Consider the following 16,105-nt stretch of genomic DNA (forward strand, 5'->3'; position numbering starts at 1 on the left):
CGTGACCTCCTACGAAAAACTGCCGGACAACGCCCCCGCCTCCACCCCTCGCTACCAGCCCTACCCCGGCCCTGCCGGCGGTTGGGGCGCGCTCAAGAGCGTGGCCAAGGCCTGGGTTGGCAGCGACAACGCGCTGAAGAACATCCGCGCCCTGCTCAAGACCAACCAGAACGGCGGCTTCGACTGCCCGGGCTGTGCCTGGGGCGACTCGCCCGAAAGCGGCATGGTCAAGTTCTGCGAAAACGGCGCCAAGGCGGTCAACTGGGAAGCCACCAAGCGCCGTGTGGATGCGGCGTTCTTCGCCCGCTACAGCGTCAGCGCGCTGCTCGGGCAGAGCGACTACTGGCTCGAATACCAGGGCCGCCTGACCGAACCGATGGTCTACGACCCGGCCAGCGACCGCTACCAACCGATTGCCTGGGACGCCGCCTTTGCGCTGATTGCCGAGCACCTGAACCGCCTCGAATCCCCCGACCAGGCCGAGTTCTACACCTCGGGCCGGGCCAGCAACGAGGCGGCCTACCTGTACCAGTTGTTCGTGCGTGCCTATGGCACCAACAACTTCCCCGACTGCTCGAACATGTGCCACGAGGCCAGCGGCGTGGCCCTGGGCCAGAGTGTCGGCGTGGGCAAGGGCACGGTCACCTACGACGACTTCGAACACGCCGATGCGATCTTCGTCTGGGGCCAGAACCCCGGCACCAACCACCCGCGCATGCTCGACCCGCTGCGTGATGCGGTCAAACGCGGCGCCCAGGTGGTGTGCGTGAACCCGCTCAAGGAGCGTGGCCTGGAGCGCTTCCAGCACCCGCAGAACCCGTTGGAAATGCTCACCAACAGCGACCGCCCGACCAACACGGCGTTTTTCCGCCCGGCGCTGGGCGGCGACATGGCGCTGTTGCGCGGCATGGCCAAGTTCGTCCTGCAGTGGGAGCGTGAAGCCCAGGCCGCAGGCGAGCCGGCGATCTTCGATCACGCCTTCATCGCCGAGCACGGGCATGGGGTCGATGAGTACCTGGCAGCGGTGGACGCCACCTCGTGGCAGCAGATCCAGGCGCAGTCGGGCCTGACCCTGGCCGACATCGAGCTGTCGGCGCGCATGTACTGCAAAGGCAAGCGCGTGATCATGTGCTGGGCCATGGGCATTACCCAGCACCGTCACTCGGTGCCGACCATCCAGGAAATCGTCAACCTGCAGATGCTGCGCGGCAACATCGGCGCACCCGGCGCCGGCCTGTGCCCGGTACGCGGCCACAGCAACGTGCAGGGCGACCGCACCATGGGCATCAACGAGCGCCCGCCGGTGTTCCTGCTGGATGCCATCGAAAAGCGCTTCGGCTTCCAGGTGCCGCGGCACAACGGCCACAATACGGTCGAGGCGATCCACGCCATGCTCGAAGGCCGGGCCAAGGTGTTCATCGGGCTGGGGGGCAACTTCGCCCAGGCCACCCCGGACACCGAGCGCACCGCCCAGGCCCTGCGCAATTGCGAGCTGACCGTGCAGATCAGCACCAAGCTCAACCGCAGCCACCTGATCCACGGCAAGCAGGCACTGATTCTGCCGTGCCTGGGCCGCACCGACATCGACCAGCAGGGCGAGGGCCCGCAAGCGGTGACCGTGGAAGACTCGTTCAGCATGGTCCATGCCTCCAACGGCCAGCTCAAGCCGCTGTCGCGGCAGATGCGCTCGGAGCCTGCGGTGGTGGCCGGCATTGCCGCCGCCACCTTGGGTAAGCAACCGGTGGACTGGCACTGGCTGGTGGCCGATTACGCGCGCATCCGCGACCTGATCGCCGACACCATCCCGGGCTTTGCCGACTTCAACCAGCGCCTGGAACTGCCGGGCGGCTTCTATCTGGGCAACAGCGCCGGCAGCCGCCAGTGGAAGACCGCCACCGGCCGCGCCAACTTCAAGGCCAACCTGCTGCCCGACAGCCTGCTGGACGAACGCGTGCGCGCCAGCGGCCAGTTGCCGGACCTGATCATGCAGTCGATGCGCTCCCACGACCAGTACAACACCACCATCTACGGCATGGACGACCGCTACCGCGGCGTGCGCGGCCAGCGTGACGTATTGTTCGCCAACGAGGCCGACATCATCCGCCTGGGCTTCCAGCCGGGGCAGAAGGTCGACATCGTCTCGCTGTGGGGCGACGAGCATGTACGCCGGGTGCATGGCTTCACCCTGCTGGCCTTCGACATCCCCGCCGGCCAGGCCGCCGCCTATTACCCCGAGGTGAACCCGCTGGTGCCGCTGGAGAGCATCGGCGACGGCAGCCATACGCCAACTTCGAAGTTCATCGCCATCAAGCTGGAGCGGGCGCGGGACGACGGGCGGATCATCTGAATTCGCTCCCACAGGTAAAGCGCCTGTCTTGATTCCTCAGTAAACCTGTGGGAAGCCTGCTTTGGAGAACCAGCCAGAGAGTTGCTCCTCGCAGCTCTCTGCGCAGCCTCTCGATCCAAGTAACGGCCACAAAAAAAGCCCTGTCCGCAACGGATCAGGGCTTTGTCATAAATACCTCTGACAGCCGATTTTCGAGAAAGTTTCATACATAATTCAATAACTTAGAGAATTGTGTACAACTCGTGCTACTCGTCGGATTTCCGTTGCCAGCCGCCTCGCCCGGCCTCAAATTCCGCCTCGTCATCCATTTGAGGCTCTCTTGATGAAGAAGTACTCCTCGATTCTGTTGTTGTCTTTCAGCTTGCTCAGCGGCGTGGCCATGGCAGGCGGCACCACCGAGGCCGGCATTGGCGGCGCATTGGGTGGGGTACTGGGCTCCGTGGTGGGCAACTCCATTGGTGGCAGCACGGGCGGCGCCATCGGTGCCGGCCTGGGTGGTGCGGCCGGCGGTGCCCTGGGTGCCGACAAGCGCCAACGTGGCGAGGCCGCCATCGGTGGCGCGCTGGGCGCCGCAGGCGGTAACGTGGTCGGCCGCTCCATGGGCGGTACCACCGGCAGCTACATCGGTGCAGCAGCAGGCGGCGGCGCCGGTGGCGCGCTGGGTAACTACATGGGCAACAAGGCCGACGAAGACGAGCGCCGCGACGACCGCCGCTACCGCCGCGGTTACGACGATCGCCGCCACTACGACCGCGGCCATCACTACGGCCACCGCAAGCACAAGCGCCACTGGCGCGACTGATCGGCCGGCTGTCACAAACGCCTGCGGCGCCCACCGCAGGCGTTTTGCTTAAGCGCCCAGGCACATTGCCACCACACCATTGGCTTAAGCCATACTCCTAACCCTTAAGCGATCTTGCCCCCTCCCCTGCGACAAAACGCGACAGCCCGTACTCCGCAGCCACTGGCGCTCTCCCCTGGTTTACCTGACCACTCACTCAAATAAAAGGTGCCCTCCTGGCCAGGCATGCCTGCATGACTGAGCGGTCGGATTAAGGGCTGTCCCGATTTTGACGTCAAAAGTCAGCTTGTACCATCCGCACTCGTAACCTGAAAAAGGCAGCGCAGCGGAATGCGGATGTATCTCGTCATATGGATCGGCACAGCGCTATGCGCCACGGCACTGTTCACCGGCATGCTCTGGTTGGGCCTGCTGGGGCTGGCCGCCATCGTGCTTGCAACCCTGCTGCTGCGCCCCCGCCCGGTGGCCTGCACCACCCCAGCCCAGGAAAACACGCCGCCTGAGGCCAGCCCTGGCCACCAACATCCGCTGTTACAGCTGCTGCCGCAGGCTGCCGCCGCCTGGACCGACGGCCTGCAGCAAAGCCGTTTGCTGGTGGCCGACAACATCGGCGGCCTGCTGGAGCGCTTTGCGGCCATCCACCAACGCCTGGACGCGTCGCTCGATGCTGCCGCCCGCAGCACCGAGCAGGACGGTGTCAGCGATGGCCTGCGCCGCTGCAGCGGGCAACTGCAGCAGGTGACCGACGCCTTCGCCAGCCGCGGCCAACGCCAGAGCGCCGTGCTGCAAAGCATCAGCCACCTGGACAGCTACACCGGCCAGTTGCAGCAGATGGCACGGCATGTCCAGGAAATCGCCAACCAGACCAACCTGCTGGCCCTCAACGCCGCCATCGAAGCGGCGCGGGCCGGTGACTATGGCCGGGGCTTCTCGGTAGTGGCCGACGAAGTGCGCAAACTGTCGCAACTGTCGGCCACCACCGGGCAGTCCATGGATGCCAAGGTCGGTGAAATCAACCATGCCATCCAGACCAGCATCGAATCGGCCGAGGCGCTCAGCGCCCATGACCAGGCTGACCTTGCACACCTGCAGCAACTGCTCGACGAGGTGATCGAAGGCCTGGGTGGCAACCTCAAGGCCCTCGACCAGACCTCCAGGGAATTGCAGCAGGACACCCGCACCACCCAGCAGGACATCCAGGCGATTCTGGTCAACCTGCAGTTCCAGGACCGTGTGGACCAGGTACTTGACCATGTCGCCATCGACCTTGGCGAACTGCTGGCCGCCCTCGCGGCCAATGACCCGAAGCTGGCCGACATCGACGCCTGGCTGCGCGGCCAGCGCGAGCGCTTCACCACCCGTGAAGAGCGCAGCGGCCGGCACTCCCCGAGCGATGCCGCCGAACTCACCTTCTTCTAACCCCTCAGGTAACCCTCACCATGGCCAAAACCATTCTGATCGTCGACGACTCGGCCTCCATGCGCCAACTGGTGCGCATCAGCCTCGCCGGCGCCGGCCACACCATCATCGAAGCGTGCGACGGGCAGGATGCGCTGGCCAAGCTGACCGGGCAGAAGGTCAACCTGATCATCAGCGACGTGAACATGCCCCGGTTGGATGGCATCGGCCTGGTCAAGGCGTTGAAGGCGCGTAACGAATACCGCTTCACGCCGATCATGATGCTCACCACCGAAAGCGAGCAGAGCAAGAAGGCCGAAGGCCAGGCCGCCGGTGCCAAGGCCTGGATGGTCAAGCCGTTCCAGCCACAGCAGTTGCTGGCTGCCGTAGAAAAGCTGGTGGGTTGATGGCCAGCCTCACGCTGCGCCCCGGCACCGAAAACCTGCCTGCGTGCCTGGCCCTTGCCGGTGACCTGACCATTTTCGAGGCGCGCGACACCCACACCACCCTGCTGGCACTGCTGGCCGAGCACCCGGGCCCCTGGTCGCTCGACCTCGGTGCGCTGGGCGAGCTCGACAGTGCCGGGCTGCAGTTGCTGCTGGCCTTGGCCAGGCAGTTCGGTGCCGAGGCCAACGCGCTGCAGGTGGTGGCGCTGTCTGAGCAAGCCGCCGCTGTAATCGACCTGTTGCGCCCGGCAGAGCTGGCGCTCGACCTTAAAGCTGCCTGCGCAGGATGACCCATGCTCGACGCACAACAGTGGCAGCAGTTACTCCAGGGTTTTCTCGAAGAAGCCAATGACCTGCTCAGGGAGGCCGAAGACTGCCTGCTGATCCTTGAGCGCAGCCCCAGCGACAGCGAGGCGATCAACGCCTTGTTCCGTTCGGTGCACACCCTCAAGGGCTCGGCCGGGATCTTCTCGCTGGAACCTCTGGTAACCCTGGCCCACCAGCTGGAAAACCGCCTGATGCAGTTGCGCGACGGCGAGTGCGCGCTCAGTGACAGCCTCACCTCGCTGATGCTGCAGTGCATGGACGAGCTCAATACCATGGTACGCAGCATCGACCCGCACACCGCCACCCTGGCGCCGCATACACCCCGCCAGGCCGAGCTGCTGGCTGCGCTCGAAGCGCTTGACAGCCCCCCGGGGCCAGCCGCTGAAAGCGCGGCTGTCTGGCAGTTGAGCCTGCGCCTGGATGCCGAACTGCTGCGCAACGGCTTCGACCCCTGTGCGTTCATCCGCTACCTGGCGCGGCTGGGCGAGCTGCTTGCCGTGCACACGCTGACCGACGCCCTGCCTCCGCTCGAGCAGATGGACCCCGAGCAGTGCTACCTGGGTTTCGACATCACCCTGAGCACCCTCGCCAGCCGCGAGGAGCTGCAAGAGGTGTTCAGCCTCGCCGATGGTTTTTACCAACTGAGCCTGGCCTGCCAGGCAGCGCCCGAGCCGCTGCCCGACATGGCGCCCGCAAGCCCGCCTGCGCAAACGTTGTCGCCCGTTCAAGCCACCGAGGAGCCACGCACGGTTCATGCCGCCAGCAGCCTGGTGAAGGTCGCGGCGCACAAGCTCGACGAGCTGATCAACCTGGTCGGCGAGCTGGTCATCAGCACCGCCGGCGCGCACATGCAGGCCATGCACAGCGGTGACAGCGACTGCATCGAGCGGGTGCAGGCGGTACACCAGCATGTCGAGCAGATCCGCGAGCGCGCCTTGAAGCTGCGCATGGTCGAAATCGGCGAAACCTTCAATCGCTTCCACCGGGTCGTGCGTGACGTCAGCCTGACGCTGAACAAGCAGATCCAGTTGCACCTGCATGGCGGCGACACCGAGCTGGACAAGACGCTGATCGACCGCATCGCCGACCCGCTGATCCACCTGGTGCGCAACGCCATCGACCACGGCATCGAAGGCGCCGAGGAGCGCCTGGCCGCCGGCAAGCCGGCGCAGGGCAACCTGAGCCTGAGCGCCGGCCATGACTCGGGGATGATCGTGCTGGAAATCCAGGACGACGGGCGCGGCCTGAACACTGCCAGAATCCGCGAAAAAGCCATTGCCCGCGGCATGCTCGATGCCGACAGCCTGCTACCGGACAACGATATCCACATGCTCATTTTCGAGGCCGGTTTTTCCACCGCCGAACAGGTGTCCAACCTGTCCGGGCGCGGGGTCGGCATGGATGTGGTGCGCAGCGCCATCGACGAGCTGCGCGGCACCATCGAAATCGAGTCGGCGCAGGGACTAGGCTGCCTGTTCCGCATCCGCCTGCCGCTGACCCTGGCGATCATCGATGGCTTTCTGGTGGGGGCCGGGCTTGAGCGCTTCGTCATCCCACTGGACATGGTCACCGAGTGCATGGAAGCCCCTTCAGATACCAGCGGCCCGCTCAACCTGCGCGGCAAGCCGCTGCCATGCATCGACCTGACCACGCATTTTGCGCTGGGCGTACCACCGGCCAGCCGGCGCAACATCGTGGTGGTCAGCCAGGGCCGGCAACAGGTCGGCCTGATCGTCGACCGCCTGTACGGCGAGCTGCAAACCGTGATCAAACCGCTCGGGCAGCTGTTTCGCCACCTCAATGGCATCAGTGGCTCGACCATCCTCGGTTCAGGCCAGGTGGCGCTGATCCTCGACATCGCCAGCCTGTTCCGCGACCTGCAACAGCGCAACGAACCCAAGCATCGCCCCTCGGCGGCGATGGCAACCCTTTCCGGAGACGAGACATGCAGTGGATCAGCAACATGAAAATCGGGGCGCGCCTGACCCTGGGTTTCATCGTGGTAGTGGCGCTCACCGCCATCATCGGCCTCATCGGGATTCGTAACCTGGACCAAGTCGACCAGCTCTCGGACCGCATGTTCGATGTCGATATCCAGGGCCTGAGCACCCTGCAAAACGCCAATATCCAGCTGGTCACCGCCGGGCGCTCGCTGCGCCAGAGCCTGCTGGCGGTATCCCGCGAGGAGCGCGACAAAGCCGCCGCCGATGCCCGCGCGGCCCTGGACAAGACCCGTGAGCAACTGCTCAAGGCCAAGGACTACCACCTGACGCCCGAGGGCAAGGCCAGCGTCGACAACATCAACACGCGCCTGCAGGACTACGTCAACGCCGCCACCCTGCTGCTCGCCACCCACCAGCAGTCTGGCGAGCTGCAAATCAGCAGCCCGACCCTCGAACTGCTGCCACGGGTCATCGCCGCGGCCACCGAGCTGGACCAACTGCTGGGCACGGCCAGCCAGACCAAGCAGGACCGGGCGGGCGAAGCCAACAGCGACATCACTGCCATTGCCGAAAGTTCGCGGGTGCAGATGATCACCCTGGTCGCGGTCGCCACCCTGGCCGGCTTGCTGATCGGCGTGCTGGTGACCCGCAGCATCACCCGCCCGCTCAGTGGCGCGGTGCTGGCTGCCGACCGCATGGCCGCTGGCGACCTGAGCCACGACCTGGTGGTCAACCGCCGCGACGAAACCGGGCAATTGCTGGGTTCGATGCAAAACATGACGGTACGCCTGCGCAGCATCCTCGGTGATGTGCGCAGCGCCGCCGATGCGCTGTCGTCGGCCTCGGCCGAGGTCAGCTCGACCTCCCAGTCGCTCAGCCAGGCCGCCAGCGAACAGGCCGCCAGCGTCGAGCAGACCAGCGCCTCGATCGAGCAGATGTCGGCCTCCATCGCCCAGAACACCGAAAGCGCCAAGCTCACCGACGACATCGCCGGCAAGGCCGCCAACGATGCCGGCCAGGGTGGCACGGCGGTCGGCGACACGGTGCTGGCAATGAAGCAGATCGCCGACAAGATCGGCATCATCGATGACATTGCCTACCAGACCAACCTGCTGGCCCTTAACGCAGCCATCGAAGCGGCCCGCGCCGGCGAGCACGGCAAGGGCTTCGCGGTGGTTGCCGCAGAAGTGCGCAAGCTGGCCGAACGCAGCCAGATCGCCGCCCAGGAAATCGGCCAGGTGGCTTCGAGCAGCGTGCAACTGGCCGAAAAAGCCGGCGTGCTGCTGGGCGAAATCGTCCCCAACATTCAGCGCACCTCGGACCTGGTGCAGGAAATCACCGCAGCGTCCCAGGAGCAAAGCAGCGCAGCCGGCCAGGTCAACATTGCCATGGGCCAGATGAACCAGATCACCCAGCAGAACGCCTCGGCCTCCGAGGAGCTGGCCGCCACCGCCGAGGAAATGAACGCCCAGGCCGGGCAGTTGCAGGAACTGATCGCCTTCTTCCGCTTCCAACAGGATGGCCTACCGCGCCTGCAACGGCCGGTCGAGCCGCTGCCCGAGCCGCTGCAAGCCATGCGCAAGGCCAGCCTGGACGACCACCAGTTCGTCAATTTCTCCTGACCGGAGCGTGCCATGACCGCACTGCAAGCCTCGTTCGGCAACCTGGCCGAAGCCCAATGCATCCAGCACCTGAGCTTTCGGGTGCGCCAGGCCGGCTACGCCCTGCCCATCGACCTGGTGCGCGAGATCATCGAGTACGCCGAGGTCACCCGGGTGCCGATGATGCCGGAGTACATTCACGGGGTGATCAACCTGCGCGGCAACGTCGTCCCGGTGCTGGACCTCGCGGCGCGCTTTGGCCTGAGCCGCACCGCGCCGGGCAAACGCACCTGCATCGTGATCACCGAGCTGGCCCTGGAAGACACCCGCCAGCGGCTTGGCCTGGTGGTCGATGCCGTGGACGCCGTGCATGACATCGACACCCGCCAGGTACTGCCGCCGCCGCCCTTCGGTGCACAGATCCGCGTCGACTTCATTGCCGGCATGGCCCAGCAGGAGCAAGGTTTTCTGATCATCCTCAACCTGCTGCAAGTGCTGTCGACCCAGGACCTGCTGGATCTGGCCCAAGCCAGGGCGGCAGACTGACCCATGCTCAGCCTGCCCAAGCTTGGCGAAGCCCAGTTCAAGCAATTGCAACGCCTGATGCAGGACGCCTCGGGCATACACCTGGCCAGCAACAAACGCACGCTGGTGGCCGGGCGCCTGATGCGCCGCCTGCGGCACTTTCAGTTCAACAACTACGACCAGTACCTGGCGCTGATCGCCGAGCCGGCCCACCAGCGCGAACGCCGCCTGGTGGTCGACTTGCTGACCACCAACGAAACCTACTTCTTTCGCGAGCACCCGCACTTCGAGTTTCTCGGCCAGTGGCTGGCCAAGCAGCGCGCGCCCGTGCGCCTGTGGAGTGCGGCCTGTTCATCGGGCGAGGAGCCCTACAGCCTGGCCATGGTCGCCGCCGAGCACCTGGGCGGCGACTGGTCGGTGCTGGCCAGCGACCTCAGCCAGAGCATGCTGGCGCTGGCCGAGCGTGGCATCTACAGCATGGAACAGAGCCGCTACTTCCCCGATGGGTGGCTGCGCCGCCATGCCCAATGCGGTGTCGGCGACATGGAGGGGCGTTTGCGCATCCAGGCCAACCTGCGCTCACGGGTGCGCTTTCGCGAGGTCAATGTGGTCCGGCCACTGCCCGAAGACCTGGGCACCTTCGATGTGATTTTCCTGCGCAACCTGCTGATCTACTTCGAGCCTGCGCAAAAGCAGGAGATCGTCCGGCGGATCGTCGGGCAACTGCGCGTGGGCGGGCTGTTGTTCATCGGCCATGCCGAAAGCATTCACGGCTTCGACCTGCCCTTGCGCCTGGTGCAGCCATCGGTGTTCGAGCGGGTATGAGTACACGAGGCAAGGAGCCGATCCGCGTGTTCATCGTCGATGACTCGGCGCTGGTGCGCCAGGTGCTCACGCAACTACTGGAAAAACACCCGCACATTCGCGTCATCGGCATGGCTGCCGACCCCCTGTACGCGATCGACAAGCTGCGCAAGGACTGGCCCGACGTGCTGATCCTCGACCTCGAAATGCCGCGCATGGACGGGCTGACCTTTCTGCGCCAGGTAATGAGCGAGCGCGCCACGCCAACCATCATCTGCTCAAGCCTGGCCGAACCCGGTACGGCGCTGGTCGAGCAGGCCCTGAAGGCCGGCGCGGCCGGCATCTTCACCAAGGCCCGGCTGGGCTTGCGCAAGGCCCTCGAAGACCTTGAGGGCGAGCTGGTGAGCAGTGTCGAGAACGCCGCGCGGGCGCTGCCGGCACGCGCAGTTGCCAACAAGCCGAAGGACGAAAAAAAAACTGCGCCCGCTACGACGTATGGGCTCAAAACCTGTGAGCGAATCGTTACACTTGGCTGTTCGACAGGCGGCACCCTGGCGCTGGAGTACATCCTCAGACGCTTGCCAGGCAACTGCCCCGGCATTGTGATCGTTCAACACATGCCAGAGAAATTCACCGCCGATTTTGCCCGCAGGCTCAACAGCCTCTGCCAGATCGAAGTACGCGAAGCCAGGCACCTGGACCGCGTGCAGAGCGGGTTGGCACTGCTCGCTCCCGGCGGCCTGCACATGCAGCTCAAGCGCAGCGGTTCGCAGTTTCTGGTCGAAGTGATCGATGGCCCTGCGGTCAATCGCCACAAGCCTTCAGTAGACGTCTTGTTTCGCTCCGCTGCGCGCCATGCAGGCAGCCAGGCGCTGGGCATCATCATGACCGGAATGGGTGATGACGGCGCACGCGGCTTGCTCGCCATGCGTGAACACGGCGCCTGTACCGTTGCCCAAGACGAAGCCAGCTGCGTCGTTTTCGGCATGCCCAAGGAAGCCATCAGGATGGGGGCTGCGCAACAGGTCGAGCCGCTGCAGCGATTGCCTGCGGTGATCTGCCAGTTTGCCGAACCTGCGGGCCAGGAATGACAGGGGCGGCGCCATACCGAACGTTCAACCGACTGTTGCCAAGGGTACCCGGGCACACCACAAGCGAGCGCAACCCCGCCGGCTGTGCGCAGTGCAGCCGCCAGAGCCATGCCAACAACGCTCCCTCTATTTTGCAAGACAGGTTACAGCCTATGCGTTGCCGTGTACTCCTTGCTGACGACTCGCCACTGTTCAGAGCAGGCCTGCGAGCGCTGCTGGAACAAAAACAAGAATATGCCGTGGTCGGCGAAGCGGGTGACAGCCTGGGGACGGTCGCACTGGCCGAACAGTTCAGGCCGCAGATCATTCTGCTCGACGTCGCGCTTGCCTCCAAGGGCGAACAGACCCTGCGCGAGCTGTCGGTACGCGCCCCGGAAAGCGCGGTGCTGATGCTGTCGTCGCGCTCCGAGCTGGACTTCGTGATGAAGTGCCTGCGCCAGGGCGCCCAGGGGTTTCTGTTGAAAAGCGCGACGGTGCTGGAGCTGGAGCTGGCCCTGCAGTCATTGCAGGCAGGTGGCCAATACCTGTGCTCGGCAGTATTGCCGCTGGTCATCGGCCAGGCGGTGAAGCACACCCGCCAGCACTCGGCGAGTAACCCGGCCACGCAGTTGACCACGCGCCAGCTGGAGATCCTGCGCCTGATCGCCCGCGGCGAGAGCACCCGCTCGATCGCCGACGGCCTGGGCCTGAGCGTCAAAACCGTGGAGGCGCACCGCGCGCAGATCATGCACCGCCTGCAGATTCACGACGTGCCGGGCCTTGTGCTGTTTGCCGTGCGCGAGGGCATCATCCGCCTCAACGATTGAGCGAAAGCCCCGCCAGGATCAGGCGCAAGGTTTCGGGCAGCGCCACCGGCCGCCCGGATGCACGCTCGATGAACACCTGCACCAGGGTGCCGGCCGCACAGGCCTCGGCATCACCCGGGCGGAACAGCGCCAGGCGAAACTCCACCGTGCTGCCGACCAGCCGGGTCACGCCCAGGCCCACTTCGAGCACATCCGGGAACGCCGGCAAGGCGAAAAAGTCGGCCGCCGAACTGACCACGAACGCCGCCAGTTCACCGTCGCGCAAGTCCAGCTCGGCCTGCTCCACCAGAAAGGCCTGGATGGCGGTCTCGAAGAAGCCATGCACCGTGGAGCCCGCAAGGTGGCCGTTGAGGCCGTTGTCCTGGGGACGGGTGAGGATGGGGTGGAAGTGGCAGAAGGCGGAGCGTTGGGGGGATTCGGTCATGGGGCCGTCCTAAGCATCCCTAGATGATTTGCAGAAGCTTCCCACAATGACCTCGGAACGCCTATAGTCGCAATCAACAATAGTTTGCATAAGATGGTCGGCACCCAATGAAACCGAGACACACACCCATGCCCACCCAGCAATTGGATCATGCCAACCTCAGCCGACTGGCCGAAGGTGGCCGCATCAATGCCACCCACATCGTTGCACAGCCCGGAGGCTGGGCCATCCAGGTCGATATAAACGATCAGGAGCACGTGCTCACCGCGCAGCGTAGCGGCGATATCAGGTTGTTCAAGAAATTCGAAACGCTGGTCAGCTACCTGCATGAACTGGGTATAGACCACTTCGAGGTCGACAGCTCGATCTGGAACCCGGCACAAATCAGCACCTACAAGCGGCCTGATCGGGCCCAGGCGCTCAAACGGGCCCATGAAGCGGCTGCCTATGACGCGTGGTTCGCCGAACAGGTCGAAGCCAGCTTGCAAGATCGATCACCTGCGCTGGAAGACCATGAGGCCGAAAAGCTCTTTGCTGCCCGTCGCGCTGACCTCAAGGCCCGCCAGCGCTGATGCGACTGCTGTGGTCAGCGATGGCATTGCAGGATCGTTTACACATCATGGACTACATTGCCGAAGACAACCCCGCAGCGGCACAGGCGTTGGACGAGGCATTCAGGGACAAAGCCAGACGCGCAGCACGCTACCCTCGCCTCTACAGATCCGGAAGGTACCCCGATACCCGGGAGATCGCGGTAGGGGCAAACTACGTCATCGTCTACCGAGTCATGGATGAAGCCATAAAGGTACTGCGTATCCTCCACGTCCGGCAGCAATGGCCCTAATGCCAGGCACAAAAAACCGCCCCGAGGGGCGGTTTCTTGTTCCGTACCGGCTAGCAGCTTACAACTGCGGGCCAGCGGCCTTGATGGCGTCGGAAACGTCGAACTTCTTGAAGTTCTCGGTGAACAGCTTGGCCAGGCCCTTGGCGGCTTCGTCGTAGGCAGCCTGGTCAGCCCAGGTGTTGCGCGGGTTGAGCAGCTCGGTTTCAACGCCCGGCACGGCCTTCGGCACGTCCAGGTTGATGATGTCCAGGTGCTCGGTTTCGGCGCCGACCAGAGCACCGCTCTGGATGGCAGCGATCACGCCACGGGTGGTCGGGATGCTGAAGCGCTTGCCAACGCCGTAGCCACCGCCGGTCCAGCCGGTGTTGACCAGGTACACCTTGGAGCCGAAAGCGTTGATGCGCTTGATCAGCAGCTCGGCGTAAACGCCGGCCGGGCGCGGGAAGAACGGCGCGCCGAAGCAGGTGGAGAAGGTCGACTTGATGCCGCTACCCGAACCCATTTCGGTGGAACCGACCAGCGCGGTGTAGCCGGACAGGAAGTGGTAGGCCGCCTGCTCGTTGTTCAGGATCGACACCGGCGGCAGAACGCCGGTCAGGTCGCAGGTCAGGAAGATGACGGCGTTAGGCTCGCCGCCCAGGTTCTTCTCGGAGACCTTGGCTACGTGGCTCAGCGGGTAGGCTGCGCGGCTGTTCTGGGTCAGGCTGACGTCGGCATAGTCGGCGTGCTTGGCATCGTCGATGACGACGTTTTCCAGCACAGCGCCGTGCTTGATGGCTTTCCAGATGACCGGCTCGTTCTTCTCGGACAGGTCGATGCACTTGGCATAGCAACCGCCTTCGATGTTGAAGACCACGCCCTCACCCCAGCCGTGCTCGTCGTCACCGATCAGGTAACGGCTTTCGTCGGCCGAAAGGGTGGTCTTGCCGGTGCCGGACAGGCCGAAGAACAGGGTCACGTCGCCCGCTTCGCCGATGTTGGCGGCGCAGTGCATCGGCAGCACGTCGGCGGCCGGCAGCAGGAAGTTCTGCACCGAGAACATGGCTTTCTTCATTTCACCGGCGTAGCGCATGCCGGCGATCAGCACCTTCTTCTGGGCGAAGTTGATGATCACGCAGCCATCGGAGTTGGTGCCGTCACGCTCAGGCTCGCACACGAAATTGGCGACGTTGAGGATCTGCCACTGATCGCGCTTGGCCGGGTTGAACTGGCCCTGCTCCGGGTTGATGAACAGGCAACGGCCGAACAGGTTCTGCCAGGCGGTCTGGGTGGTCATCTTCACCGGCAGGTAGTGCTCGGCCGCAGCCCCTACGTGAACGTAGGAAACGAAGTGATCCTGGGCGTTGTTGAACGCCTCGACGCGGTCCCACAGGGCATCGAACTTGTCGGCCGGGAACTTGCGGTTGATCGGGCCCCAGCCAATCTGGTCCTGGGTGGAAGGTTCTTCGACGATGAAACGGTCAGCCGGCGAACGGCCAGTACGGTGACCGGTTTCGACCACCAGTGCGCCAGTATCGGCCAGCACGCCTTCACCGCGGGACAGCGCTTCTTTTACCAGCTCATCGACGCTCAGGTCGGTGTACACGGTGTTGTTGGCTTGCGTCATGAGATACCCCATCCGGCCCGAGGCCGAGTGCTCCAAACGTTTTGTAGTTGCTTTGAAAAAACTACTACAGCGAAAAAAGTGGCCGGATTATGCCAGAAACGCCCAAAAAAAGTAGGCCCCTCCTGTCAGAACTGCGTTTTTGCGCAATTCGACAGGAGATTCCCCTGAGCTTTAACGTTTCAGTGACGAGTTTCTGACGCCGACTCAGTGCCACCACCGGCAAACAGTTGCGCCACATCGCTGGCATCGAAGAAATAGCGCTCGTTGCAGAACTGGCAGTCGATCTCGACCGTGCCACCGCATTCCTCGACCAGCGCCTTGGCGTCCTGCTCGCCAAGACTGACCAGCGCATTGCCGGAACGTTCGCGCGAGCAGCTGCAATTGAAGCGCAGTGGCTGGATGTCGAACAGGCGCACGGCGTCTTCGTGGTAGAGGCGGTGCAACAGGGTTTCGTTGCCTTCTGCCCACTCCTCGGGCTTGAGGGTCCTGGCCAGAGCGACCACGTGCTGCCAGCTTTCTTCGCGCTCTTCATCGTCCGGCTGGCGGTCACGCGGCAGTTGCTGCAGCAGCAGGCCACGGGCCTTGCCGCCTTCGGCGTTGAGCCAGAAACGCGTGTTGAGCTGCTGCGACTGGACGAAATAGTTGGTGAAGCACTCCGCCAGGTCGGCGCCGTCAAGGTCGACGGTACCCTGGTAGCGCTGGCCCTTGATCGGGTCGATGGTCAGGGTCAGGTGACCACCGGGCATCAGTTGTTCCAGGGTGGCATCGTCTGCGATCTGCTCGGCCTCGTAACGCGCCATGCCGCGGATTTCGCGGTCGCCGGAGCACTCGACCATCAGCAGCGGGATCGGCCCGGAGGAACGCGCCTGCAAAATCAGCAGTCCGTCGAACTTGAGCGCGCCCACCAGCAGGGAGGTCGCGGCCATCAGCTCGCCGAGCAGCGTCTGAACCGGTTTCGGGTAGGCGTGGCGGGCCAGCACTGCGGCATAGCTTTCGTCGAGAGACACCCACTCGCCGCGCACATCGCGCTCGTCGAAGATGAAACGTTGGGTGAAATCGGTATCTGGCAAGTCGCTCATGGGTGTCCGAGTATCAGAAAATGATGACAAAATAATAACAGGCGGCTAAAAAGCCCCGCTGC

The 16,105-nt window shown here is 64.3% G+C and carries 16 protein-coding genes; 13 read left to right on the forward strand and 3 right to left on the reverse strand.

Features of this window, described 5'->3' with window-relative positions; all coding sequences use genetic code 11:
• The first annotated feature begins 1 nt into the window (after position 1).
• The 11 genes from KSS94_RS25660 to KSS94_RS25710 all read left to right on the forward strand — a co-directional run bounded on the left by KSS94_RS25660 (position 2) and on the right by KSS94_RS25710 (position 12,090).
• Positions 2 to 2,347, forward strand: coding sequence for an FdhF/YdeP family oxidoreductase (locus KSS94_RS25660; protein WP_217840817.1), 2,346 nt, complete (start codon positions 2 to 4; stop codon positions 2,345 to 2,347).
• A 322-nt stretch (positions 2,348 to 2,669) separates the two neighbouring features.
• Positions 2,670 to 3,149: a YMGG-like glycine zipper-containing protein gene (locus KSS94_RS25665; protein WP_217840818.1), complete on the forward strand. Its 480-nt coding sequence runs from the start codon at positions 2,670 to 2,672 to the stop codon at positions 3,147 to 3,149.
• A 393-nt stretch (positions 3,150 to 3,542) separates the two neighbouring features.
• Positions 3,543 to 4,568: a methyl-accepting chemotaxis protein gene (locus tag KSS94_RS27395; protein ID WP_264082042.1), complete on the forward strand. Its 1,026-nt coding sequence runs from the start codon at positions 3,543 to 3,545 to the stop codon at positions 4,566 to 4,568.
• A gap of 20 nt (positions 4,569 to 4,588) precedes the next feature.
• On the forward strand, positions 4,589 to 4,954 hold the full coding sequence (locus KSS94_RS25675; protein ID WP_217840820.1) for a response regulator: 366 nt from the start codon (positions 4,589 to 4,591) through the stop codon (positions 4,952 to 4,954).
• The gene (locus KSS94_RS25680; RefSeq protein WP_217840821.1) at positions 4,954 to 5,283 is read left to right on the forward strand and encodes an STAS domain-containing protein; all 330 of its coding nucleotides are present in this window, start codon (positions 4,954 to 4,956) and stop codon (positions 5,281 to 5,283) included. The genes KSS94_RS25675 and KSS94_RS25680 overlap by 1 nt, the downstream gene beginning before the upstream one ends.
• 3 nt (positions 5,284 to 5,286) lie before the next feature.
• Positions 5,287 to 7,287, forward strand: a complete 2,001-nt coding sequence (locus KSS94_RS25685; protein WP_217840822.1) for a chemotaxis protein CheA — start codon at positions 5,287 to 5,289, stop codon at positions 7,285 to 7,287.
• Complete coding sequence (locus KSS94_RS25690; RefSeq protein WP_217840823.1) at positions 7,266 to 8,885, forward strand: methyl-accepting chemotaxis protein; 1,620 nt, start codon at positions 7,266 to 7,268, stop codon at positions 8,883 to 8,885. Before KSS94_RS25685 ends, KSS94_RS25690 begins: the two co-directional genes overlap by 22 nt.
• 12 nt (positions 8,886 to 8,897) lie before the next feature.
• Positions 8,898 to 9,410, forward strand: a complete 513-nt coding sequence (locus tag KSS94_RS25695; RefSeq protein ID WP_217840824.1) for a chemotaxis protein CheW — start codon at positions 8,898 to 8,900, stop codon at positions 9,408 to 9,410.
• A gap of 3 nt (positions 9,411 to 9,413) precedes the next feature.
• Complete coding sequence (locus KSS94_RS25700) at positions 9,414 to 10,214, forward strand: CheR family methyltransferase (RefSeq protein WP_217840825.1); 801 nt, start codon at positions 9,414 to 9,416, stop codon at positions 10,212 to 10,214.
• The gene (locus KSS94_RS25705) at positions 10,211 to 11,284 is read left to right on the forward strand and encodes a protein-glutamate methylesterase/protein-glutamine glutaminase (protein ID WP_217840826.1); all 1,074 of its coding nucleotides are present in this window, start codon (positions 10,211 to 10,213) and stop codon (positions 11,282 to 11,284) included. Before KSS94_RS25700 ends, KSS94_RS25705 begins: the two co-directional genes overlap by 4 nt.
• Positions 11,285 to 11,436: 152 nt before the next feature.
• Positions 11,437 to 12,090, forward strand: coding sequence for a response regulator (locus KSS94_RS25710; protein WP_217840827.1), 654 nt, complete (start codon positions 11,437 to 11,439; stop codon positions 12,088 to 12,090).
• Here the strand turns inward: KSS94_RS25710 and KSS94_RS25715 are convergent.
• Positions 12,080 to 12,514 (reverse strand): acyl-CoA thioesterase, encoded by a 435-nt coding sequence (locus tag KSS94_RS25715; protein WP_217840828.1) that lies wholly within the window; start codon positions 12,512 to 12,514, stop codon positions 12,080 to 12,082. The two genes, KSS94_RS25710 and KSS94_RS25715, sit on opposite strands and share 11 nt — an antisense overlap.
• 128 nt (positions 12,515 to 12,642) lie before the next feature.
• Here KSS94_RS25715 and KSS94_RS25720 point away from each other — a divergent pair, with 128 nt between their 5' ends.
• Together KSS94_RS25720 and KSS94_RS25725 are read left to right on the forward strand one after the other, a co-directional pair.
• Entirely contained in the window at positions 12,643 to 13,086 is a 444-nt protein-coding gene (locus KSS94_RS25720) for a ParC-related protein (RefSeq protein WP_217840829.1), read from the forward strand.
• The gene (locus KSS94_RS25725; RefSeq protein WP_217840830.1) at positions 13,086 to 13,358 is read left to right on the forward strand and encodes a type II toxin-antitoxin system RelE/ParE family toxin; all 273 of its coding nucleotides are present in this window, start codon (positions 13,086 to 13,088) and stop codon (positions 13,356 to 13,358) included. The genes KSS94_RS25720 and KSS94_RS25725 overlap by 1 nt, the downstream gene beginning before the upstream one ends.
• Before the next feature lie 58 nt (positions 13,359 to 13,416).
• Here KSS94_RS25725 and KSS94_RS25730 read toward each other — a convergent pair whose 3' ends face one another.
• Entirely contained in the window at positions 13,417 to 14,964 is a 1,548-nt protein-coding gene (locus tag KSS94_RS25730; protein WP_217840831.1) for a phosphoenolpyruvate carboxykinase, read from the reverse strand.
• Between the two features lie 179 nt (positions 14,965 to 15,143).
• On the reverse strand, positions 15,144 to 16,043 hold the full coding sequence (hslO, locus tag KSS94_RS25735; protein ID WP_217840832.1) for an Hsp33 family molecular chaperone HslO: 900 nt from the start codon (positions 16,041 to 16,043) through the stop codon (positions 15,144 to 15,146).
• Between the last annotated feature and the right edge of the window lie 62 nt (positions 16,044 to 16,105).

It is taken from the genome of Pseudomonas fakonensis (genome assembly GCF_019139895.1).
GTDB classification, from domain to species: Bacteria; Pseudomonadota; Gammaproteobacteria; order Pseudomonadales; family Pseudomonadaceae; genus Aquipseudomonas; species Aquipseudomonas fakonensis.